General features: G+C 64.3%; 20 protein-coding genes and 1 pseudogene. 8 read left to right on the top strand and 13 right to left on the bottom strand.

The genetic code is table 11. The features are described from left to right. Window positions 1-36: 36 nt before the first annotated feature. A complete protein-coding gene (locus U5914_RS10065; protein ID WP_336135634.1) occupies window positions 37-1,128 on the bottom strand; it encodes an SMP-30/gluconolactonase/LRE family protein in 1,092 nt (363 codons plus the stop codon). Window positions 1,129-1,220: 92 nt separating this feature from the next. Between U5914_RS10065 and lysX the strand changes: the two genes are divergently transcribed. Further along, a complete protein-coding gene (gene lysX / locus U5914_RS10060) occupies window positions 1,221-2,078 on the top strand; it encodes a lysine biosynthesis protein LysX (protein ID WP_336135633.1) in 858 nt (285 codons plus the stop codon). Here the strand turns inward: lysX and U5914_RS10055 are convergent, their stop codons facing one another. Further along, window positions 2,079-2,351 (bottom strand): hypothetical protein, encoded by a 273-nt coding sequence (locus tag U5914_RS10055; protein ID WP_336135632.1) that lies wholly within the window; start codon window positions 2,349-2,351, stop codon window positions 2,079-2,081. Between the two features lie 63 nt (window positions 2,352-2,414). Further along, the gene (locus tag U5914_RS10050; RefSeq protein WP_336135631.1) at window positions 2,415-3,176 is read right to left on the bottom strand and encodes an alpha/beta fold hydrolase; all 762 of its coding nucleotides are present in this window, start codon (window positions 3,174-3,176) and stop codon (window positions 2,415-2,417) included. 120 nt (window positions 3,177-3,296) lie between these two features. On the opposite strand from U5914_RS10050, the gene U5914_RS10045 reads away from it, so the two are divergent. The 3 genes from U5914_RS10045 to U5914_RS10035 all read left to right on the top strand — a co-directional run bounded on the left by U5914_RS10045 (window position 3,297) and on the right by U5914_RS10035 (window position 6,841). Then, window positions 3,297-4,145: a M48 family metalloprotease gene (locus U5914_RS10045; RefSeq protein ID WP_336135630.1), complete on the top strand. Its 849-nt coding sequence runs from the start codon at window positions 3,297-3,299 to the stop codon at window positions 4,143-4,145. Window positions 4,146-4,325: 180 nt separating this feature from the next. Next, complete coding sequence (locus U5914_RS10040; protein WP_336135629.1) at window positions 4,326-4,562, top strand: DUF7127 family protein; 237 nt, start codon at window positions 4,326-4,328, stop codon at window positions 4,560-4,562. Window positions 4,563-4,564: 2 nt separating this feature from the next. Then, the gene (locus U5914_RS10035; RefSeq protein ID WP_336135628.1) at window positions 4,565-6,841 is read left to right on the top strand and encodes a CDC48 family AAA ATPase; all 2,277 of its coding nucleotides are present in this window, start codon (window positions 4,565-4,567) and stop codon (window positions 6,839-6,841) included. A 50-nt stretch (window positions 6,842-6,891) separates the two neighbouring features. Here the strand turns inward: U5914_RS10035 and U5914_RS10030 are convergent, their stop codons facing one another. Both U5914_RS10030 and U5914_RS10025 read right to left on the bottom strand, forming a co-directional pair. Next, on the bottom strand, window positions 6,892-7,143 hold the full coding sequence (locus U5914_RS10030) for a hypothetical protein (RefSeq protein ID WP_336135627.1): 252 nt from the start codon (window positions 7,141-7,143) through the stop codon (window positions 6,892-6,894). A 23-nt stretch (window positions 7,144-7,166) separates the two neighbouring features. Continuing rightward, a complete protein-coding gene (locus U5914_RS10025) occupies window positions 7,167-8,021 on the bottom strand; it encodes an eIF2B alpha/beta/delta subunit family protein (protein ID WP_336135626.1) in 855 nt (284 codons plus the stop codon). An 80-nt stretch (window positions 8,022-8,101) separates the two neighbouring features. Between U5914_RS10025 and U5914_RS10020 the strand changes: the two genes are divergently transcribed. Continuing rightward, window positions 8,102-8,395, top strand: coding sequence for a DUF7969 family protein (locus tag U5914_RS10020; RefSeq protein WP_336135625.1), 294 nt, complete (start codon window positions 8,102-8,104; stop codon window positions 8,393-8,395). A 55-nt stretch (window positions 8,396-8,450) separates the two neighbouring features. Further along, a pseudogene (locus tag U5914_RS10015) lies at window positions 8,451-8,531 on the top strand (IS6 family transposase); the annotation flags it as partial. Window positions 8,532-8,774: 243 nt separating this feature from the next. Here U5914_RS10015 and U5914_RS10010 read toward each other — a convergent pair. Continuing rightward, the gene (locus U5914_RS10010) at window positions 8,775-10,475 is read right to left on the bottom strand and encodes an acyl-CoA carboxylase subunit beta (protein ID WP_336135624.1); all 1,701 of its coding nucleotides are present in this window, start codon (window positions 10,473-10,475) and stop codon (window positions 8,775-8,777) included. Window positions 10,476-10,653: 178 nt separating this feature from the next. Between U5914_RS10010 and U5914_RS10005 the strand changes: the two genes are divergently transcribed. Together U5914_RS10005 and U5914_RS10000 are read left to right on the top strand one after the other, a co-directional pair. After that, window positions 10,654-11,334: a type 1 glutamine amidotransferase domain-containing protein gene (locus U5914_RS10005; protein WP_336135623.1), complete on the top strand. Its 681-nt coding sequence runs from the start codon at window positions 10,654-10,656 to the stop codon at window positions 11,332-11,334. An 88-nt stretch (window positions 11,335-11,422) separates the two neighbouring features. Further along, window positions 11,423-12,592 carry an acyl-CoA dehydrogenase family protein gene (locus U5914_RS10000; RefSeq protein WP_336135622.1) on the top strand — a complete coding sequence of 390 codons (1,170 nt, stop codon included), beginning with the start codon at window positions 11,423-11,425 and terminating at the stop codon, window positions 12,590-12,592. A gap of 464 nt (window positions 12,593-13,056) precedes the next feature. Here U5914_RS10000 and U5914_RS09995 read toward each other — a convergent pair whose 3' ends face one another. The 7 genes from U5914_RS09995 to U5914_RS09965 all read right to left on the bottom strand — a co-directional run bounded on the left by U5914_RS09995 (window position 13,057) and on the right by U5914_RS09965 (window position 22,441). Beyond that, window positions 13,057-13,710, bottom strand: coding sequence for a helix-turn-helix domain-containing protein (locus tag U5914_RS09995; RefSeq protein ID WP_336135621.1), 654 nt, complete (start codon window positions 13,708-13,710; stop codon window positions 13,057-13,059). A gap of 97 nt (window positions 13,711-13,807) precedes the next feature. After that, window positions 13,808-14,194 carry a secondary thiamine-phosphate synthase enzyme YjbQ gene (locus U5914_RS09990; RefSeq protein WP_336135620.1) on the bottom strand — a complete coding sequence of 129 codons (387 nt, stop codon included), beginning with the start codon at window positions 14,192-14,194 and terminating at the stop codon, window positions 13,808-13,810. Continuing rightward, window positions 14,191-14,742: a DUF7344 domain-containing protein gene (locus U5914_RS09985; protein WP_336135619.1), complete on the bottom strand. Its 552-nt coding sequence runs from the start codon at window positions 14,740-14,742 to the stop codon at window positions 14,191-14,193. The genes U5914_RS09990 and U5914_RS09985 overlap by 4 nt, the downstream gene beginning before the upstream one ends. Before the next feature lie 47 nt (window positions 14,743-14,789). Further along, a complete protein-coding gene (locus U5914_RS09980; RefSeq protein WP_336135618.1) occupies window positions 14,790-16,775 on the bottom strand; it encodes a SpoVR family protein in 1,986 nt (661 codons plus the stop codon). Continuing rightward, the gene (locus U5914_RS09975; protein ID WP_336135617.1) at window positions 16,772-18,100 is read right to left on the bottom strand and encodes a YeaH/YhbH family protein; all 1,329 of its coding nucleotides are present in this window, start codon (window positions 18,098-18,100) and stop codon (window positions 16,772-16,774) included. The genes U5914_RS09980 and U5914_RS09975 overlap by 4 nt, the downstream gene beginning before the upstream one ends. After that, window positions 18,091-20,367, bottom strand: a complete 2,277-nt coding sequence (locus U5914_RS09970) for a PrkA family serine protein kinase (RefSeq protein ID WP_336135616.1) — start codon at window positions 20,365-20,367, stop codon at window positions 18,091-18,093. Before U5914_RS09970 ends, U5914_RS09975 begins: the two co-directional genes overlap by 10 nt. A gap of 1 nt (window position 20,368) precedes the next feature. After that, a complete protein-coding gene (locus tag U5914_RS09965; RefSeq protein WP_336135615.1) occupies window positions 20,369-22,441 on the bottom strand; it encodes a PrkA family serine protein kinase in 2,073 nt (690 codons plus the stop codon). Window positions 22,442-22,654: the final 213 nt, after the last annotated feature.

Here is a 22,654-nt window from a genome sequence, read left to right as displayed (position 1 = left end):
GCGCGGCGGAAGTAAAGCCGGGCGGGTCCGTCGCGACTACTCCAGCGAATAGCGGGTGACCGATTCGCCGAACAGCGACCCGAGATAGAGCGCGTCGTGGTCCGGTTTCGGCGTCGCCGAGGTGACGCCGTAGACGCCTCCTTCGGGGTCGTGGAGGCTCTCGACGACAGTGCCCATCTCGTCGAGACGCAAAACGAGGCCGTAGGGGTCGCCGCTGACCTGCTCTAGGACCGCGGTCGGGAGTTTACCGAGTTGGCGTTTGACCCACGGGTGTTCGTGGAGGCCGTCGAGGAACTCGTCGCGGAGGCTCGGAATCGCGACCCAGTAGGTCCCGTCGCCCGCGACTTCGATGTTGTCGGGATAGCCGACGAGGTTCTCGGTGAAGGTCCGCTCGTCGCCCTCGGAGTCGCCGTCGAACCAGTAACGGGTCACCCGGTAGCGGGAGGTCTCGGTCACCAGCACCGACTCGCCGTCGGCGTGGGGACAGACGCCGTTGGCGAATCCGAGGCCGGTTAACTCGACGGTCGTCTCGCCGGAGTCGGGATGGTAGGCCAGCAAGCGGCCGGTGTCCTCCAACTCGAAGAGTTCGTCCTGAAAGATCACGTGTTCGGTGGCGTCGGTAAAGTAGACGGTGCCGTCGTCGGCGACGTAGAGGTCGTCGGCGAAGGCGATTTTGCGACCACCCGCGGAATCCGACAGGATGGTCACTTCACCGTCGGGGTCCACCGAGATGAGGCCGGCGTCTTCCGCACAGACCAGCAGGTCCTCGCCGTCGAAGGTCATTCCGAGCGGCCGGCCCCGCGTCAGGGCGAACGTCTCGGTATCGGCGTCGGTAGTCTCGGGCGTTACGGGGTCGACGGTACGGATGATGCGGCCGTCCTCGGTGCCCGTATAAACGCAGTCCTCGGCGTCGAAGGCGACGTCCTCGGGTCCCTCGCAGGTGAGAACGGTGTCGGCGCCGACCAGTTCATCGCCGGATGCGAGCAATCCCTCCATCGCCGGCGGCTCCGGGGGATACCATTCGGCGGGGTCCAACCGCGATTCGGCGACCCAACCAGCAGTGGCGATACCTCCCAACAACACGAGCCCGGCCGCGACCGGGTGACGCTTCGCGGTACCAAGCGGCATACCCGTTGTGAGACGCGGGGCTCCAAAGTAACTGTGTGTCAGTGGCATTCGGTAGCACACAACGCTAAGTGGGTCGCCGGCCTATCTTCGGCATGCGCCTCGGCTTCGTCTACACCCGAATCCGCGAGGACGAGAAGATGCTACTGGAAGCCCTCCGAGGTCGGGGCCACGATGTGGTGAAGGTCGACGCGGCTGACGTGGCGTTCGGCCTCGACGGGCCCTACCCATCCGATACCTTCGACGGCCTCGATCTGGCCTACAACCGCTGTCTGGAATCCAGTCGCGTCCGGTACGTCTCCCGATTCCTCGACCACTACGGCGTTCCGGTCGTCAACAGTCCCAAGACAGCGTGGGTCTGCGCGGATAAAGTCAGAGGGAGTCTCGCCCTGCAGAAGGCTGGCGTCCCGACGCCGCGAACGGAGGTGGCGTTCACCGTCGAAAGCGCCGTCGAGATGGCCGACCGGTTCGGCTATCCGTGCGTTCTCAAGCCGGTCACCGGGTCGTGGGGGCGGCTCATGGCCCGCCTCGATACCCGTGCGGCCGCCGAAGCCGTCCTCGAACACAAGGACACTCTCGGTGGCTTCGAGCACAAGGTGTTCTACATCCAGGAGTTCGTCGACAAGCCGGGCCGAGACATCCGCGTCCTCGCGGCAGAGGGCGAACCCATCGCGGCGATGACCCGGTCGTCCGACCACTGGATCACGAACGCCGCCCGTGGCGGCAGCGTCGACGCTTTCGAGATCCCCGACGAGGTTCGATACATCGTCCGAGAGGCCTCCGACGCGGTCGGCGGTGGTCTACTGGGCGTCGATCTGATGGAGACGAAAACCGGCTATACCGTCCACGAGGTCAACGCCACCTGCGAGTTCAAGGCGCTCAACGCGGCCGTCCCGGAGGTGGATGTACCGGAGCGCATCGCCGACTGGCTGGAGGCCCGCGCCGCCGAATAATCACTCGAAGCCGGCGCTGGGCTGACGGTCGTCCTCGTCGCTCGGCTGTGGTGTATGACCGAGCGGGATGCCACCTAAAAGGGCCGCAACAACGAGCAGGGCCGCCGAGAGGACGACGAAATCGCCGCTGACGTTCTCGTAGCCCGCAAGTCCCGCACCCGTCGAGACCACGAAGACAGTGACGTAGAAGGCGAGCGTGCCGAGGATTATCAGTACCGCGAACGTGATGACGGTCTGTACGAGGCCGCTCAGGGCGCGTATCACACGACTCATGGTGTGGCTTTCAGCGGCCCGTTGTAAGAATCTGCTTGCCGATTTATAACTCCGGCCGCCGATTCAGGCGAGGAACTCCCGGACGGCGTCGTTGAACACCTCGGGACGTTCGAGCATCGGCATGTGGGCGGCGTCGGCGATCTCTCGGAACTCGCAGTCGGGGAGTTCGGCTTCGAGGAACTCGTGGAACGCCGGCGGCGTCATCGGGTCGTGTTCGCCGCACAGCGCGAGCGCGGGAACCGTAATCTCGCCGACGCGGTCGCGCACGTCGTAGCGGTCGCACGTCTCGAAGTCACGGACGGTGACGGCCTGTCCGGTGCGGAGCAGTCCCTCCTTGGAGACCTCGACGAGGTCGTCGTCGGGGTCGTGAAACAGGGTGTCCGGAACGTGCAGGGAGGCGACGGCACTCTCGTAGTTGCGGGCGAGCGATTCGAGGAACCCCTCGTCGACGCCGAGTTTGGCGCCGGTGTCGGCGAGGATGAGCGCGTCGATGTCGAGGTCCCGTTCGAGGGCGACCCACAGCGCGACGGCGCCGCCCATCGAGTTGCCACAGAGGACCGTCGCATCGGTCTCCTCGCAGACGGCGACCACGTCGTCGGCGTAGGCGTCGAGGGTTTTAGTGCCGGCCGCCGTATCGATATCGTCGCTGTCGCCGTGGCCGGAGAGGTCGACCGCGACGGCGGGCGGCCCCTCACGGTCGCCGTACTGTTCGACCCAGACCTCGTGGCTGCCGCCCGCCCCGTGAATGTAGCAGACGCGGGGGCCGTCGCCGAAATCCGTCCGTCGATACGCGGTCGTCCGGCCGTCGTGTGAGACGGTGTCCATACCGGCCTCTCGGCCGGTCGGCCGATAAACACGGCGACTGCAGTGAAGGGCGGCGCCCCATGCCGTTTCGATGCGACAAATCGAGCCAAAATTTAATATTGAACCTGTGGATTCTGGTTCATGGCACACCGTGGCCTGCAAGCGCGGATGGTCGTCGCGATGAGCATTTTGTTCGGCTTTTACGTGCTCGTCGCGGCGCTTTTCGCGCCCATCGTTGGTATCCCCGTCGTCATCGCCGGTAGCGTCCTCTTCGTCGGCGTGCAGTACGTCGTCGGCAAGAAACTCGCCCTCCGAAGCGTCGACGCGACCGAACTGGACCCGGACGTCCACCCGGAGATTCACGAACGCGTCGAGACGCTGGCCGAGTCGATGGAGATCGACAAGCCCCGGCTGATGGCCGGCCGGATGGGCGTTCCGAACGCCTTCGCTATCGGGCGGAAAGGCGCCGGAACGGTCGTCGTCTCCGAGTCGATGCTCCGGATGGTCAAGGAGGGCCACATGTCGATGGACGAGTTCGAGGGCGTCCTCGCGCACGAGTTGGCCCACATCAAGAACCGCGACGTCGTCGTGATGTTGCTGGGCCAGTCGGTCGCCTCCATCATCGGCCTGACGGTGTTTTTCCTCGTCCGACTGGTCACCGACGAGATCCCCATCGTCGGGTTCATCGTCGCCTACCTGCTGAGCATGGTCACCCAGATGCTCGTGATGGTGTTCGTGCTGGCCATCTCCCGGTACCGGGAGTACGTCGCCGACGAGGAGGCCGCCGAACACACCGGCAACCCCGACGCGCTCGCGCGGGCGCTGGCGGTGATTCAGGAGGTCGGCACCCACGAGGACGCCCCGGAGGTCGACGGGGCGACGGCGTCGATGTGTATCTTCGGCGGCGAGCGCGGACTGCTCGCGGCCGTCTTCTCGACGCACCCACCGACCGAAAAGCGCATCGAGCGCCTCACCGAGATGGCCAACTGAACGGACAGCTCCATCAGCCATTCCTTCCGGTTTTCCCTCCTTTCGTAGCCGCTCGTTTCGTCGCCACCTGTCGCCCATTTCGGGTGTGAACCGCAAAACAACCGTTCGTATGCAACCCCCACACGTAAGAGGGGTATCGGAGAAAGGTTTATATAGTTTGACGGCTAACTCTGAGTTAGTATGAGAGAATTTACGAAGGCGATTCGCGGCGATACGGACGGCATGGCACGTACCTACGAGTACGAGGATGAGACCGTCCTCGTCGCGGACTTCGGTGCCACCGACGGCCACGTCGACGTGGTCGACGGCACGGCTATCGTCATCGTCGACGACGAACAACACGAGTTCGAGGTCCCCGAGGGTTCGTCCCGTGCTATTATGAACAACGGAATCGTCACTATCGAGGTGGAGCGATAACGATGAAACTGACGGTCAAACCCCTCAAGCAGAAGGACGCCGGCCGCGGCCTCGCCGCCATCGACCGCGCCGCGATGGACGAACTGGACCTCGAGAACGGTGATTACATCGTTATCGAAGGTGACGCCCGTGCCGTCGCGCGCGTCTGGCCCGGATACCCCGAAGACGAGGCCAACGGCGTCATCCGCATCGACGGCCGCCTCCGGCAGGAGGCCGACGTCGGCATCGACGACAAGGTCACCGTCGAGGCGGCGGACGTCAACCCCGCAAAGCAGGTGACGGTCGCCCTCCCGCAGAACCTCCGCATCCGCGGGAACATCGGCCCGCACATCCGCGACAAACTCAGCGGACAGGCCGTCACGACGGGCCAGAACGTGCCCTTCTCGCTCGGCCTCGGCCCGCTGTCCTCACAGAGCGGCCAGCGCATCCCGCTGAAGATCGCCGACACGGACCCCGACGGAACGGTCGTCGTGACCGATTCCACGGAGATCGAGGTCAGCGAAAAGCCCGCCGAACAGATCACCCAGCGCGGCGGCGGTGCGGGCGGCGCCGCAGCCGGCGAGGGCGGCACGCCCTCGGTCACCTACGAGGACATCGGCGGCCTCGACGAGGAACTCGAGCAGGTCCGGGAGATGATCGAACTCCCGATGCGGCACCCCGAACTGTTCCAGCAGCTCGGCATCGAGCCGCCGAAGGGCGTCCTCCTGCACGGCCCGCCCGGCACTGGGAAGACCCTCATGGCCAAGGCCGTCGCCAGCGAGATCGACGCCTACTTCACGAACATCTCGGGCCCCGAAATCATGTCGAAGTACTACGGGGAGTCCGAGGAGCAACTCCGTGAGGTCTTCGAGGAGGCCGAGGAGAACGCCCCGGCCATCATCTTCATCGACGAACTGGACTCCATCGCGCCCAAGCGCGGCGAGACCAGCGGCGACGTCGAACGCCGTGTCGTCGCCCAACTGCTGAGCCTGATGGACGGCCTCGAAGAGCGTGGCGACGTCATCGTCATCGGCGCGACCAACCGCGTCGACGCACTCGACCCCGCGCTCCGTCGTGGGGGCCGCTTCGACCGCGAAATCGAAATCGGCGCGCCCGACAAGGAGGGCCGCAAGGAGATCCTGCAGGTCCACACCCGCGGCATGCCGCTGGCCGAGGGCATCGACCTCGACCAGTACGCCGAGAACACCCACGGCTTCGTGGGCGCGGACCTCGCGTCGCTGACCAAGGAGTCAGCGATGAACGCGCTTCGCCGCATCCGGCCCGAACTCGACCTCGAACAGGAGGAACTCGACGCCGAGGTGCTGGAATCGATGACGGTCACGGAGAAGGACTTCAAGGAGGCCCTCAAGGACGTCACGCCCTCGGCGATGCGGGAGGTCTTCGTCGAGGTGCCCGACACGACGTGGGACAGCGTCGGCGGCCTCGAAGACACCAAGGAGCGCCTGCGTGAGACCATCCAGTGGCCGCTCGAATACCCCGAGGTCTTCGAGCAGATGGACATGCAGGCCGCCAAGGGCGTCCTCCTGTACGGCCCGCCCGGCACCGGGAAGACCCTGATGGCCAAGGCCGTCGCCAACGAGGCGGAGTCGAACTTCATCTCCATCAAGGGCCCCGAACTGCTCAACAAGTACGTCGGCGAGTCCGAGAAGGGCGTCCGCGAGGTCTTCGAGAAGGCGCGGTCGAACGCACCGACCGTCGTCTTCTTCGACGAAATCGACTCCATCGCGGGCGAACGCGGCCAGCGCATGGGTGACTCCGGCGTCGGCGAACGCGTCGTCTCCCAACTGCTGACCGAACTCGACGGGCTGGAGGAACTCGAAGACGTCGTCGTCATCGCCACCACGAACCGGCCGGACCTCATCGACTCGGCGCTTTTGCGCCCCGGTCGACTGGACCGCCACGTCCACGTCCCCGTTCCCGACGAGGACGCCCGGAAGGCCATCTTCGAGGTCCACACCCGGAACAAGCCGCTGGCCGACGACGTCGACATCGACGACCTGGCCGCGAAGACCGACGGCTACGTCGGGGCCGACATCGAGGCGGTCTGCCGGGAAGCCTCGATGGCCGCGACGCGGGAGTTCATCAACAGCGTCTCCCCCGAGGAGGCCGCCCAGAGCGTCGAGAACGTCCGCATCACCGCCGAGCACTTCGAGGACGCCCTCGACGAAGTCGGCGCCAGCGTCGACGACGAGACCCGCGAGCAGTACGAGGACATCGAGGAGGAGTTCACCCCCGGCAGCGAGCCGGACGAACGCGAGGTCAGCCGGACCTTCCAGTAACGTCCCCGCTGACTGACTCGATTTCTATTCCTTTATCAAACAGCAGTAGCCTATCGGCCGTCGCTCGTGCCCTCGTGATACTTCTCCATGTTCCCGACCCTGACGCCGATGACGAGGCCGCAGGCCATCACCACGATTCCGCCGAGGATGCCGGCGACTTTGACGAGGAGGGAGTAATCACCCAAAAGGAGGCCTGCGACGGGGTCGCCGGTTCGACTGCTGAGAAACGCCGTCGAGAGAGCGATACCGCCGATGAACAGCACGCTTCCGACGACTGTCGCCGCGGTTTCGGTGTAACTCATAGCGCCCGTTCTCCCGGTCGATTCTACTGCAGGTTCCGGATGCCCTCGTCGGTGACGATGCTGTCAAGCAGGTGCTGTGGCGTCGCGTCGTAGGCGGGGTTGGCCACCTCGAAGCCCTCCGCGGGTTCGCGCATGACCTCGCTGGGCGAGCGGAACTCGTTTTCGAAGGCGAAGCCCTCGTCGATAATCTTCGCGTTCGCGCCGAAGACCGAGACGGGAACGGCCAGTTCCGTCGCCGTCGCGGCGATGGGGAAGGTACCGACGCGGTTGTAGAGGGTGTCGTCGACGATACAGGACATGCCGAGTGCGACCCGGTCGCACTCGTCAAGGTAGTGGCCGGCGGCGCTGTCGACGATGAGCGTGGCGTTCACGCGGTCGACGCTGGCGAGGGTGCGTGCCGTTTTCCGACCGAGGAATCGGGGACGAGCCTCCGTGACGTAGACGTCGAGATGGTGGCCCTCCTGTGCGGCGAGTTCGATGGCCTCCAGCACCGTCGAGGAGTAGTCGTGGGTGAGAATCGTCGAGCCGTCCGGCAGGAGGTCGATGGCGTTCTGGGCGGCCTCGTGTTTCGCGCGCTGGACCTCGTCGACGACGTCGTCGATGGCCGCCTCGGTCACCTCCTTCGCGGTGTCGACGCTGTCGGCGTCGGCCTCTTCGACCCGGTTGACGATTTCCCGCTGGGTGTTGAAAAGCGAGGCATGCGAGGGCTGGGCGCGCCGGAGGGCGCTGCTGTTGCGGTCCAGCGAGCGGACGTACTCCTCGACGGTGGCGAAGTCGCGGTCGAGCAACTCCCGCAACGCTTCGGCGGCCTTGATGGCGACGGTCGACGACGAGTGGGTCTGCATCTCCTGAATCTCTTCGACGGTCTCGTCTATCATGCGCGGAACATCGCAGGGCCAGCCCATATGCCTTCGGGAGCGTCCGACGGCCCTATGGCGGTTGCCCGCCTACACGAGGTATGGTCACCGTCTCCTATCACTGCCCGCGCTGCGGTGCCATCGCCGAACTCGAACGGAACGCCTATTTAAACGATAAATGCGTCACCCCGGACCCGCTCGATGGCTGGGAGTACGCCGACGCTTTCGACGATTTCGAGGACGAGGACGGCGTGGTAATCGTCTGCGGCGCCGCCGAAACGGAGGGTGAGGGCTGTGGCGAACCCTATTATCTGAGTTTCGTGAAATTCGAGGAGGGCCGCGAGGTCGAGACGAACATCAATAGCGCCGACCCGAATTTCGATTTCCTCCGATAGGGTGCAACCGGGTGAATTTTATATACGCTCGCGTGCCATTTATTACCACGATGTGGATAGTTTCAGCCACGTGCAGCCGACGACGGCAGAATCATGGCTGCAAGCCTTCGCTGTCTGGTGGAATTCGCTTAACTAAACGCGATGGAATCAGCTGATTAAACGTTCTTTTATAATAGCATCCGCCGAGCGGGGGCGTCCGAAGGTCGCCCCCGAGGCGGTTCCCGGCACCGAGCGAAGCGAGGTGCCGTAGCGCCGACTGACTAACGCCGAGCGAAGCGAGGCGGCTGGAAGGAGGCGCGCATATTTTCCCCATGTTTTTGCCGCGGAGGCGGGTTCGGCGCCGTAGCGCGCCGAACCGCCGGAGCGTGCAAAAAGTGGATTAAAAGAAAACAGTCCCGTGATGCCGCGGCCTGTCGTCCCGCTGTTTCGTCCGGTAGGTGTCGAGGCGGGCCTCCAGTTGCTCGCGGAGGTCGCCAGCAGGAATGAGTTCGTCCACCTGCATCTTGCTGGCCTGTTTTTGAATGTCGATGTACTTGTCGAACTCCTGTTTGGCGGATTCGATGAAGGCGTCCTTGGTCTCGCCGTCCATGTCCTCGATTTGGCCGCCGAACAGCGCGTGGACGGCGGCGTCGGGGCCCATCACGGAGATTTCGGCGGAGGGGAGCGCGAGGGTGGCGTCGGGACCGAAGGAGGGGCCGGCCATCGCGTAGATGCCGGCGCCGTAGGCCTTGCGGGTGATGACACAGAACTTGGGCACCTGCGCGTTGGAGGTGGCGTAGATGAACTTCCGACCCTTGCGGAGGACGCCCTCCTTTTCGACCTGCGAGCCGATCATGAACCCGGGGGTGTCACAGAGGTAGACGAGCGGGATGTTGTAGGCGTCGCAGGTCCAGACGAAGCCGGCGCCCTTGTCGGCCGAATCGGGGAAGATGGCACCTGAAACGTGTTCGGGGTTGTTGGCGACGATGCCGACGACCTGCCCGTCGATGCGCCCGAGGCCGGTGACGAGTTCGGGCGCGAAGTCGGGTTTCATCTCGATGAAGGAGTCCCGGTCGACGACGCGGTCGATGACCTCGGTCACGTCGTAGGCCTTGTTGGGTTCCTCGGGGATGATGTCGTCGAGGCTGTAGGGGTTCTTCTTCGGCGGCTTGGCGGCCTTTTCCGGCGGGTCCTCGGCGTAGTTCTGCGGGAGGAGTTTGAGGATTTCCTGTGCCTTCTCGGCGGCGGTTTCCTCGTCGGGGGCGACGAGGTCGGCGCTGCCGGAGTGTTGGGCGTGGACCTGCGGGCCGCCGAGTTGCTGCATGTCGGTCTGCTCGCCGGTCATCGCCTCGACGATGCGCGGCGAGGCGATGGCCATGCCCGAAATCTCCTCGACCATGATGAGGTAGTCACAGAAGACGGGCGTGTAGGCGGAGCCGGCGACGTCGGGGCCGTAGAGGACGCCTATCTGCGGAATCTCGCCGGACATTCGACACTGGTTGTAGAACATCTTGCCGCCCCGGTAGCGGTCCATGTGGGTGTCACCGGGTTCCCGTTCCTCGGCGTTCAGACGGGCACCCGTCGAGTCCACGAGACGGAGCATGGGGATGCCGAGGTCCATTGCGCGCTCCTGGATGCGGATGACCTTCTCGACGCCCATCTGACCGAGCGAGCCGGCTTTGACCGTGTAGTCGTTGGCGGTGAAGGCGACCTTTCGACCGTCGATGGTCCCGATGCCGGTGATGAGGCCGTCAGCGGGGAGTTCGCCGTCGTCGCCGTGGCGGGCGAAGGTGCCGTCCTCGTATTCGATCTCGTCGAATATCATGTCGAGACGGTCGCGGGCGAACACCTTCCCGAGTTCGCCGATCTTCTCGAAGCCCCGCTCGGGCCCGCCGGAGGTGATGGCCTCGATGTCCTCGCGGAGGGCCTCCTCGCGTTCGGTGACGACAGCGCCCTCCTCGCTCCAGTTCTCGCCGGCTTCGGCGAGTGTGCCGCCGCCCTTGTCGACCAGTTCCACGCCCCGGCCCAGATGCTCCGAAACGGCTGTTGCGATGGCCTGTGCGATCTCCTCGTCGGTTTCGTCGTCGATTTTGATTTCCATGGTGGCTCGTGGAAACTCACCTGATGTTTAGAGTTTCCAGCTCCTTCGTATGCCGTGATATACCAACGCAGGTAAAAAACATTGTGGGTGCCCGAACACGCACGGATAAATGGCCCACCAACGGCAGCGGCTGCCGGTCATCGGCCCCTTTTGAATGCCCTGCCCCAAAGGGAAGTGCATGACTTCTGCACTATTCGTCGTAAGCGAGGAGGGCTACTGGGGCGAGGAATGCGTCGAGCCACTGACCACGCTGGAGGACGCCGGCGTCGACGTGACCGTTGCGACGCCGACCGGCGGCGAACCCGTCATCGACGAGGGCTCCGCGGACCCCGAAGAGGTCGGCGAGGAGACGGCCGCCAAGGTCCGCGAGGTCGACGAGAACCACCCGGAACTGAACAACCCGATTCCGCTGGCGCAGGCGACACCCGGCGAACATGACGCGGTCGTCTTCCCCGGCGGCCACGGCACCGAGTGGGACGTCACGCAGGACCGCCACGCTCGACAACTCCTGCTCGATGCGGTCGCCGGCGACGAGGGCGTCGCGCTCGTCGTCTGTCACGCCGTCGGCATCCTCGGCTTTACTCGCGAAGCAGACGGCTCGTTCCTCGTCGAGGGCCGTGAGGTCACCGGCTTCCCGAACGCGTGGGAGGAGGACATCGTCGACGAGTTCGACCGACTGCCCGACGGCCGCAAACTCCCCTACTGGGTCGAAGACGAGGTCAAGGCCGTCGGCGGCGAGTGGAACGCCGAACTCGACGCCGAGACGAGCGTGAAGGTCGACGGCGACCTGATTACGGGCCGAGGGCCGGCTTCCTCGGCCGCCGCCGCGCGGACGCTGCTCGACGAACTCGACGAATAATCCCCGCGCTTTCTTTCGTTCGTTCCGTTTTCACGCCGCCCGTCCAGTCCTGCGCAAACTCTAATAGTGTGAACAGTTTACAGAGCACATGGCACGCGGCGAATCCGAACTGCACGACCTCATCCGGGAATCGATACAGGGCATCGCTGACGACTTCGACCGCGAGTACTGGCGCGAGCACATCGAGAACAAGGAGTTCCCCGAGGAGTACTGGCAGGCCCTCGCGGATGACGGCTGGCTCGGCGTCACCATCCCCGAAGAATACGGCGGTGAGGGCCTCGGCATGCTGGAGATGAGTATCATCATCGAGGAACTGTCCCGCGGCGGCGGGCAGGGGGGCATCATCTTCGTTCTCACGCCCGTTTTCGGTGGCATCGGCATCCAGCGACACGGCAGCGAGGCCCAGAAGGAGGAGTACCTCCCGAAGATCGCCGACGGCGAGATGAAGTTCTGCATGGCGCTGACCGAACCGGAGGCCGGGACGAACACGCTCAACATCGACACCTACGCCGAGGAGGCCGGCGACGGCACCTTCCACGTCAACGGACAGAAGACCTTCATCAGCGGCGTCGAGAACGCCGACTCGATGCTCCTTGTCGCCCGAACCTCGGAGTTCGACAAGTCGAACCCGACTCACGGCGTCACGCTCTTCGTCGTCGACGACCCCGCCGAGCGCGAGGGTATCAAACTCTCGGAACTCGACACGGCCGTCCCGTGGTTCGAACGCCAGTATCAGGTCACCTACGACGACCTCGAAGTCACCGAAGAGGACATCCTCGGGACGAAGGACGGCGGCCTCTATCTCCTGTGGGACACCCTCAACACCGAACGCCTCGCCGGGGCCGCCTCCGCGCTCGGCGGCGGCCTCCGTGCAATCGACCTCGCGGTCGACTACGCGGGCGACCGGAACGTCTTCGGCCAGCCCATCGGCGCCCATCAGGCCATCCAGCATCCCATCGCCGAATCCTACGCCAAACTCATGGCGGCCCGCGAGATTCTTTATAAGGGGGCGAACAAGTGGGACGACGACGAGGACTGCGGCCTCGAAGCCAACGTCGCCAAACTGCTGGCCTCACAGGCCGGCACAGAGGCCGCCGACCGGGCCATCCAGACCCACGGCGGCAACGGCTTCACCCACGAGTACGAGGTCTACGACATCTGGCAGAACCTCCGACTGACCCAGACCGCGCCCGTCTCCAACGAGATGGTGCTGAACTACATCGGCGAACACGAGTTGGGGCTGCCCCGTAGTTACTAACAGCCACTTTTGTACCCACTTTTTGCACGCTCCGCCGGTCTGGCGCGCTACGGCGCCAGACCCGGCTCCGCGGCAAAAACGTGGGGAAAATATGCGCACCCTCCTTCCAGCCGCTCAGTCTCCCTGCGGTCGACTGAGCGTTAGTCAGTCGGCGCTACGGCACCTCACTTCGTTCGGTGCCGCGAACCGCTTCGGGGGCGTCCGAAGGTCGCCCCCGAAGCGGACACTATCCACCATTCTGTTGCTAATTAGGCTTAAGTCGAGGGGAATATCCGCCGAGCGGGGCCTTCGGAGAAGGCCCCCGAGGCGGTTCCCGGCGGCGCTTCGCGCCGCCGTAGCGCCCGACGACTACCGCGCCCACGAGCGAAGCGAGTGGGCGCGACTGGAGGAGGGTGCGCATATTTTCCCCACGTTTTTGCCCGACTGAGCGCGCCGTAGGCGCGCGAAGGAGGTGCAAAAAGTGGCTAGCCGACAAGCGTCTGCAGCACCCGCGATTCGGCCTTTCGGAGGTGCTCGTCGACCGTCGAGGGGGCACAGTCGAGACGGTTGGAAATCTCCTCGTGGGTCGTCCGCCGTGGAATCTCGTAGTAGCCCAACTCGACGGCGGTGCGGAAGACCTCGAGTTGGCGGTCGGTGAGCATCGAGAGGGTGTCGGTGCGGTCCGGCGAGTAGGTGCCGACCTCGTCGACGTTGATCGTCAGGTCGTCGGGCAGTTCCTCGAGGGCCTGCTGGAGCATCTCGTGGCTGCCGATGATGGTCATCCGAAGCGCGCCACGACCCGTGTACTCGATGGGCGTATCGAGCATCAGGGCGTACTTCTCGGCGAGATGCATCAGCGTCTTCGCCGGGTCGCCGGGTTGGAGGTGGAGATAGAGGTGGAAGTCATCGTCGTCGGCGTCGAGCAAGTCCAGCGCGATGACGTCGTCGTCGTCCTTCAGGTCCGACACGACGGTCTCGGCGTCGCCGTCGAGTCGGTAAAGTAACACGCTGGTCCCGTCCCCGAGCGTGTCGATGTGCATGATGGCCTGCCGGGAGGCCGAGGAATCGGCCGCAATGACGCGGTCTACCGGGTGGAACCCGCCCTCGTCCGGCGTGAGTGTGAGATCGAAGTATCGCATGTCGGAAGCCAGTCAGGAGCCGTCTGTCATCATAATAGACCTAGTTTACGACTTTAGGCCTTTCGACTGGCACGGCCGTCGATACACGTGGGACCGTTTAGTCGGATACCCTGATTTCGACAGTTCGGGACCGAGGGCCGTCGCATTCGACGAGCAGCACGGACTGCCACGTTCCGGTTTCGAGCCGGCCGTCGGTGACGGGAATCGTCTCCGAGGGGCCGACGAGCAACGCCCGGAGGTGCGAATCCGCGTTGTCGTCGAGGCGGTCGTGGTCCCACCCGGAATCGTCAACGGTGGCTTCGAGAAACGCGGCCATGTCGCCGAGCAGCGCCGATTCGGCCTCGTTGACGGTGATTCCGGCGGTCGTATGGCGGACGAAGACCGTCGCCGTTCCGGTCGCGTCGTCGGGGAGTGCCGCCTCGACGCGGTCGGTGATGTCGACGAGTTCGGTCTTCGCGTCGGTGGAAACGGTTATCGTCGTCATTCGAAGAGGCGCTGGAAGATGACTCGGTCCTGTTGGCTGTAGACGTGATACGCCGAGGCGGCAATCTGGAGCGTGAAATAGGCGAGCACCAGATAGCCGAGGCTGAGCGTGGAGATGCCGGGAACGCCGACGAGGGCGGCGACGGTCGTCAGCAGGCCGAGCAGGCCGAGCGAGAAGTAGACCTCGCCCCACGAGAGGCCGTATTGCGGGACGACCTCCATGTACACCTCGACTTCCTCGATGCGGTCGGCCAGCGTGACGGTCTTGTCCTCGCCGTCGTAATCGAGGATACCGAGTTCGTCCAGTTTCGGTAGATGCGTCTGGTGCAGCGAGACGTAGACTGATTGCCGTTTGTTCCGTGGCGGCGGGTCCTCCCCCGTCTCGCGGGCCGCGACCTCCTCGGAGAGGTCACGGACGCTCGCCCGCCCGTCCCGGTCACGAAGTGCCTTTATCGCCAACCGGCGGCGGTCGTTCCGCAAGACGTCGTGGATTTCCCCTTCCCCCAACGCGCCGTTCGTTTCGGCGTCGCCCCCTACGCTATCGAGCACAGCGAGGGCTACTGTATCCGATGACAAGAATGTATCTCCTGACTCACTTACAGCCAGTCGTCGGGCTTGGTGTCGTAGTCGACCTCCGTCGCCATGATGTCGGCGACGTCCTCGTCGTCGAGGTCCTCTTCCTCAAAGGACTCGCCGTCGAAGCGGATGAGTTTGCCCCGCTCGGTCGGTTCGGGCTCGCGGTCTCGGCGCCGAGCGACCTCGATATCGTGTTCGTCGATCTCCTTGACGATGGTCTTCAGCGCGACGGGACGGCCCCACAGCTCGAAGACGCGTTCGAGGGTCTGTTTGGCCTCTCGAAGGTCCAGTTGGACGCCGTTGTAGTGGTGCGCCAAGAGGAGTTCGTTCCGATTCCGGAAGTTACCGTCATGGACCGCGATGGTAGGTTTGCCGAAGTTGGTGAACTGCAACATCAGTTTCTTCTTGACGTCCTCGGCCTCGGTCGAGGTCGCGCGGAAATCGCCCGTCGTGTGGGTGTACTCGTAGGTGAAGTAGTCGTTGTCGTCGACGAACTCGTCGGTGAGGAACTCGTCGATGAAGGTGACGTCGTTGTGGCTCTCCCGGATCTCCAGCATGCGGTCCCAGCCGGTCGTTCGGTCGACGTCCGCGATGGCCTCCTCGACGCTGTCGTATCGCTCGGTATCGAACAGATACCGGGAGATACGCTCCAGTTCCGACTGGGTGACACGCTTGAGGAATCCGCGATTTTCCGCCGCCACGAGCGAGTAATGCCGTTCGGCCAACCCCTCGTAGGTGAGGGGTTTCCACGGGTATTTTTCGAGGTCGAGTTCGTCCGCACGAGCGCGTTCGAGATTTTCGGCGTCGATACGCGGGTCGTCTGGGTCGAGGCCGTCGAGGTGGGACGCGGGGTCATCAACCACGGGGTCCGGTTCCAGCAATTCGAGGACCTCGTCGAGATCGACGGTATCAGCGAAGTTCCGCCACGTGACACCGTCGACCCGGAGCAGGTGTTCGACGACCTCGCGACGGTTCCGGCGGTTCTCGACGTACTGCCACAACTCGAAGCCGAGTTTGTAGGGGTTCAGCCCCGGTGAGCCGAGCACCTGCGCCATGTGGTCGGCGTACGAGATGAACTCGTCCGCCGCGGCGAAGCCCTCGTCGGCCATCATCTTCGACTCCCAGTAGGCGGCCCACCCCTCGTTCATCACCTTCGTCATCTTCTGGGGCGCGAAGTAGTAGGCCTCCTTCCGCAGGATTTCGAGGATTTCCCGCTGCCACTCCTCGTAATCGGCGGCCTTCTCGCTGTCCTCGTCGTAGGCCTTGCCGTGCGACCGGAGGAAGCCGAGGAGGTCCGTCTCGGGCGTCTTCGGGAAGGTGGCGCCGTCCTCGTCGTCGGCCATGCCTTCGACCCACTCCTCGTCGAAGACCTGTTTGCGGACCTCATCGGAGAGGTCGAGTTCGTCGAGTTGCTCGGCGACGTCCTCGGGAATCGTCTCCTCGTCGTCCCACTCCTCGGCGGTCGAAAAGGCGCGGTGCTGGTCGATGTTGTCCTCCAGACAGAGCACGTGGTCGATCCACGCCTCGACGGCCTCCCGGGAGACGTCCGGGTCCTCCATGTACTCGGCGATGGTCTCGGAGTGGCGTTCCAGCATGGCCGCCGCATCGGGTGAGGTGCCGAACAGTCGGAACCACTCGTTGTTCTTGAAGAAGTCCGCGTGGGCCTCGACGTGGGTGATGACGGCCTTCTGGTCGGCCATCTCGTTCGACTCCTGCAGGAAGGCGTTCGAGGGGTCGTCGTTGTTGACGATTTCGAAGGCCTTGCCGCCGAGGTACTGGCCCTGCTTGCGCTGTTTGTCGTACTGCATCCCCCACCGCCAGTGCGGGTAGCGCTGCTGGAAGCCGCCGTAGGCGATGAGTTCGTTCATCTCGTCGTAGTCAACGACCCAGTAGTTGACCGGAAAGGGGTCCAACCCGAGTTTCTCGGCGAGGTTGTTCGCCTCGCGGGCGGGTTCTTCGAGGTCCTCGGCGATGCGCTGTTTGTGGATGCGGTCGTCGGTGCTCATGATTCGTCCTCCGTGCTCAGGATGGTGTAGATGGCGTCGACGACGTCCTCCGGGCTCTGGACGTAGGCGACGGCAACGTTGCTCGAATCGCCGAAGTGGCTCTCGACTTCGTCGGCGTGGGTCGCGTTGATGGCGTTGCCCGACGGCTGGGTCTCCACGTACGCGTGGAGGTTCGCCGGAATCTCCTCCATCATCGGGATGACCTTCTCCTCGGTATCGTTCGAGGAGTTCTCGGAGTCACCGGCCGCGAAGACGTAGCGGTTCCAGTCGCTCCACGGGTATTCCGCTTCGAGGATTTCCGCGGCCAACTCGTAGGCGCTGGAGATTCTGGTGCCGCCGCCCGACCGAATGCCGAAGAACTCCTCGCGTTCGACCTGCCAGGCGTCGGCGTCGTGGGCGATGTAGACGAACTCGGCGTTGTCGTATTTGCCCGTCAGGTACCAGTCCAGCGGCGTGAACGTCCGCTCGACGAGTTCGCGCTTGGACTGGCGCATCGACCCCGAAACGTCGCGGATGTTGACCACGACGACGTTCTTCTCGCGTTCCTCGATGATTTCGGGATAGCGGTAGCGTTCGTCCTCCCGTCGGAACGGGATTTCGTCGATACCTTCCCGGCGGATGCGGGTCGCGGTCGCCTCCTGATCGACTTCCTTCTCCATCTCCTCGATGGAATTCCAGCGGTCCGTCTCCTCGGCAGGGATGTCCTCGTAGGCGTCCTCGATCCACGCCCGGGAGACGGGGATGTGGTTGTCGCGCGCCCACTCGAAGACCGTCGATGGCCCCCAGCCCTCGACGCGGAGCGCTTCGCGGACGTACTCCTCGTCGAAGTCCATCGCGAGTTTGCGCTTGAGGCCTTCCTTAAATAGGCGCTCGAAATCGAGGGTGCTGGCGGGGCCGCTTCGGGTGATGTCCGTGAAGTCGCCCTCCTTTTCCTCGATGACCTTCTTGCCCTTTGGGTCGAGGTCCAGACCAAGTTCCTCGTCGAGTTCCTGAGCGAACTCCTCGGGGTCCATCTCGTAGTACTCGTGCTCGCCGCCCTCCTCGCCGGGTTCGTCGCCGTCCTCGTCGCCATCGCCGTCGCCGGGCTGTGGCTCCGGTTGGCCGACGGGGTCACCGACGTCGGGGGTGCCGCCTTGGCCCTGCCCGACGCCGCCCTTGTCGCGGGGGTCGTAGACGAACGACGGCAGGTCGACTATCTTGATGGGGATCTTCACCTCGTCGGGCCGGGACTGGCCGAGGTCGCCGTACTGGATGAACTCCGAGAGGTCCTGTCGTTTCTCCTCGCCGACCTCACGGAAGCGGTCGAGGTCGTCTCTCAGTCCCATCGGTAACTCACCTGGCTCATGACGTGTCTACTGGTCAGTTCCGCGGAGGCCGCCGAGTAGCCGAACTGTTCCTGCATGTTGCGGAGCGTCTTCTCCTTGATGGCCTCCGTCTGAGTGCCCGAGGGCGGGTCCGCCCACTGGCTCGGGTCGAGGTCCTCGTAGGTTCGGCCCACGTCGTCCCAGTCGTGGCTCCCGAGGACGGTCTCGATGACCGGAATCTCGCGGGGGTCGACGTCGGTGACCGAGAAGTCCTCGTCGCGGTTCCGCCACGCGTGGCGGTTCAGCGCGGTGATGACCTTCTCCTCGCGGAACTCGGCGACGCCCTCGTCGGGGTCGGAGCCGTCGTAGTCGTCCTCGTCGAACCGGCCGAGGTGCTCGATTTCGAAGACCTTCATCTTCAGCGGGTCCGGCTCCTCGTACTCGCCGCGGTCGTTCTCGATGCGTTCGTCCTCGACCCACGCGTAGACGTGCTCGATGTACTCCTCGACGGTCTCCTCGTCGACCTTCTTGTCGCGCATGATGGCGTCGACGACGTCGGCTTCCTGCTGGCCGAAGACGTGGTTCTTGATGGGCACGAGACGGTTCTCGTATTCGGTCCGCTCGCTGCCCGAAAAGACCGGCGCGTCGTCGAGGCCGTCGGCCATCGCGTTCAGCACGTCACGCGGCATGATGACGTCCTCGACGGCCAACTCGGCGTGGTGGCGGTCGGTCTTCTCGTGGAGCAGGTCGGCGATGATGTCGCGGGTGTAGGTGACGGGGATGCCGCTCGCTCCCTCCTCGACGTCGGCGAAGTCGAAGTCCTCCTTGTAGCGGCGTTCGTCGCCGTCCTGTAGGTAGCCGCGGTCGTAGATGAGCGCCTTGTCGACCAGATCCAGTCCCGGCGGCAGCGACTCGTTGTCGAGCCGCGTCCCGACAGCGTACAGCGCCGCCGCTTCGACGGCGTGCGGGGAGAGTTCGCGTTCGCGGACCTCGGCCCCGTCGCCGCGAACGGAGACGGTAATCGGCTCCTGAATCATCTCTTCCAACTCCTCGTAGTTGTCGGCCTCCCAGATTTCCGTCTCGTTGGTCAACTCACGGCGGACCAGTTCGGCCTCCAGCGAGAGGTTCGTCAGGTAGTGGAACTCCCGCTTGTCGAGGCGGCGCTTCAGCGCCTTCAGCGGGTCCGACCCCTGCCGTTCGGCGTGCTGGTTGAGTTGGGCTTCGAGGTCCGGATTCGAGATGATTATCATCTGGGTGTCGACGTCCATCCCGACGGCCTTGTCCAGTTTCACCGTTCCCTCGTCGGGCACGTTCAGGAGTTTCTGCAGCAGGTCGGCGTGCTGGGCGGCGTCCTCGACGATGGTCAGCAGGCCGTTGCCCTGCGAGAGGACGCCGTCGTAGGAGAACGCCTGCGGGTTCTTCCGACCCCGGGAGTCCAGCGCCTGCAACATCCCGGCCATCCACGACCCGACGAGACGCTCCTTGGGCGTGCCGTCGTCCTCGCTGTGGAGGACGCCGATGCCCTGCCCGACGTCGACGACGTAGTTCTTCACCCGGAGGTGGTCGGCGTCGGCCACCGCCGAGAACAGGTCCTCGGTGCCCTGTCGGCGGTACCGCTCTTCGAGGTGGTCGTAGGCTTCGCGACTGAAGGGGTCCAGCCGCGTTTCGAGGTGGATGGGAATGTGGTCCTCGGCCGATTCGTTGAGGTCGGCGAGCAGTTCCTCGCGGACCGACTCCGGGAACACCGAAAGCGGGTGGGCCTGCACGGGCGAGGGGTACCAGTCGTCCTCGCTGGCCGCGGGTTTGCCGCCGTACGTCATCCCCGGCGAGTCGTCGGTGCCGGCGATGTTCCACTCGACGGTGTAGCGGCGCCCCTCGTCGGTCTTCGAGAACTCCCGGAGGCCGTTGATGAGACACCGCTTGAGTTCGGATTTACCCGTGGCTGTCGGCCCGTCGAGCCAGAGTATTTTCTCCTCCTTGCCGCGGCGGGCCGCGATAGAACGCAGGTCGTCGACGAAGGCGTTCAGCACCTCGGTGTTGCCGAGGATGGCGTGTTCGCCGTCGTTGTGCGGGTCGTCGAAGAAGCGATAGCGCTCCTTGCGCTCGCCCTCCTCGACGACGGTCCGGGTGCCGGCGGCCTCGATGGCCTCCAGCAGGTACTTCGAGGCGTGAGCGGCCGAGGTGGGGTTCTCGAAGATGGTTTCGACGTACTCGCCGAGGCTCATCGGCGGTTCGTACGTCTCCCGGAGCGCCTCGTCGGCGCGGCCGATGTAGTCGTTGGCCGTCATCTCATTCCTCTTCCATCTCGGCTTTGGCGACTTCGGCGCCGGCGAACTCCAGCACCTCCTTTGCGCCCTCGGTGCTGTAGCCCTGCTCTTCGAGCGCGTCGACCCAGGCGTTGCGCTCGTCGTCGTCCAACTCGCCGCTGGAGACCAGCGCCGAGAAGTTGATGTTGTGTTTCTTGTCCTCCCAGAGCTTCCGTTCGAGCGCGCGGCGCAGACGGTCGTTGTCCTGCGGTTCGAACGTCTCTCCTTCACGGGCACGGCGGGAGACCCAGTTGGCGACTTCCTGCCGGAAGTCGTCCTTGCGGTCCTCGGGGACGTTGAGTTTCTCCTCGACCGCGCGGAGGAACTTCTCGTCGGGGTCCTGTTCGCGGCCCGTAATCTCGTCTTCGACGGTGTCGTCGTCGATGTAGGCCATGACGTGGTCCATGTACTTCTCGCCCTGCCGCTGGATTTCGTCGAGGTCGTAGGCCAGCGCGTGGCGAACGTCCTCGATGGCGCGTTCCTTGTACTCCTCGCGCACGAGTTCGAGATACCGGTAGTACTGCTCGAAGTGCTCCTCGGAGATGGAGCCGTGGTTCTCGAGGTTCTCTTCGAGGTGGTTGAACGTCGTCAGCGGCGAGAGGAACCCGCGGCCGCGGTGCATCGAATCCATGATGGCCTCGGCGATTTCGTCGCCGATGAACCGCGGTGAGACGCCGTCCATGCCCTCCCCGATGTCGGCGACGGCCTCGGCCTCGTCCTGCAGTTTCTTGATGTCGATGTCCTCGCCCTCGTCGATTTCGCCGTTGTAGGCCTTGGCCTTCTGGACGACGGAGATGTTGCCGCCGTCGGGTTCCTCGATGCGGGTGAGGACGCCGAACAGGCCGGCCATCTGGAGGGTGTGTGGCTCGACGTGCATGTCGGGCACGTCGGCGTTGCCCAGCATCTTCTCGTAGATGCGGGCTTCCTCCTCGTACTGGAGGACGTAGGGGAAGTCGATGCGCTTGGTCCGGTCGTTGAACGCCTCCATCTTCTCGTCGCCCTTTTTATCCCGATACTCGGGCATGTTCGTCCGACCGACGATGACCTGGTCGATGTCGATTCGGGGGTTGTTCTTCGGCTTGATGGTCTGTTCCTGGGAGGCGTGCAGGAAGTCGTAGAGGAACTCCCGCTGGAGTTTGAGCAGTTCCTCGCCGGAGAAGATACCCCGGTTGGCGTTACAGAACGCCCCCGAGTAGTCGAACGCACGGGGGTCTGACTCACCATAGACGGCGATCTTCGAGTAGTTGACGTCGCCGGTCAACTCCGTCTCGTCCTGGTTCTTCTTGTCCTTGGGTTCGAACGTCTCGATGGCCTGCCGCTTGTTCTCGTCTGCAAGGAGGCGGACCACCTCGACGTGGTTCTCCAGTACCTGCTGGAGGTCGTCGTCGTAGTGTTCCAGCAGTTTGTCCATGTAGAACTCGCTTGCGGGGTCCAGCGCCTGCTCGTTGCGGATGGTGTAGGGCGCATCCAGTCGCTCGTTCAGGTCGTCGATGACCTGCTGGCGCTGTTCGAGCGGCAACAGGACGATGGGGTCCTGATTCATCGGCGACCGGACCACGTCGTCGGCGGGGTCCTGGTCGTGGAGGATGTCACACAGGCCGGTCCACCGGAAGGTGTACATCCGTCCCGCCTCGCGGGTGGTGTAATCCTCGTAGTAGCGCCGGACCTGCCGGTCGAAGTCGGACTTCCCGGAGCCGACCGGCCCGAGAAGGAGTTTGATGCGTTTCTCGGGGCCGAGACCACGGGCACCCGACTTCACCTTGTTGACGAACTCGTGGATGGCTTCGTGGATGACCCGGCCGTAGAAGGTGTTCTCGCCATCGCCGAGCGGGTCCTCGGCGGCCAGTTCGTACTCGACGACCCCTTCGTCCTCGTCGTAGGTCGTCCCGTAGTAATCGAACATGTCGGCCACCCGCTGGTGGGCGTTGCGGGCGATTCTCGGGTCGTCGTACAGCTCTTCGAGATACCAGTCGAACGACCGGGTTCGTCGGAGGTCCGACGGAATCGAGTTCCTGTACTCCTTGCTGAGTTCCTCGAGGGATTCCATGTCACTCATTCTATCACGTGGATGGTCACCCATCCGGCCCGGCGAACCGGGCTAGCCGTCACACCGTTCGATGCCATGGCATGTCGACACTTACCAAGGACCTGTGCCGGATTCGACCTTGGTCGGGCAACGACACGTCGTCGGGCGGCACGCGGCGGCCACGACACCGATAGTATCTTATATATGAGTGCTACGTTACCATAAGTATTGTTGCCATAGGGC

The organism is Natronomonas amylolytica (assembly GCF_037031205.1).
Taxonomy (GTDB): domain Archaea; phylum Halobacteriota; class Halobacteria; order Halobacteriales; family Haloarculaceae; genus Natronomonas; species Natronomonas amylolytica.
This window is presented reverse-complemented; position numbering and strand designations above follow the sequence as displayed.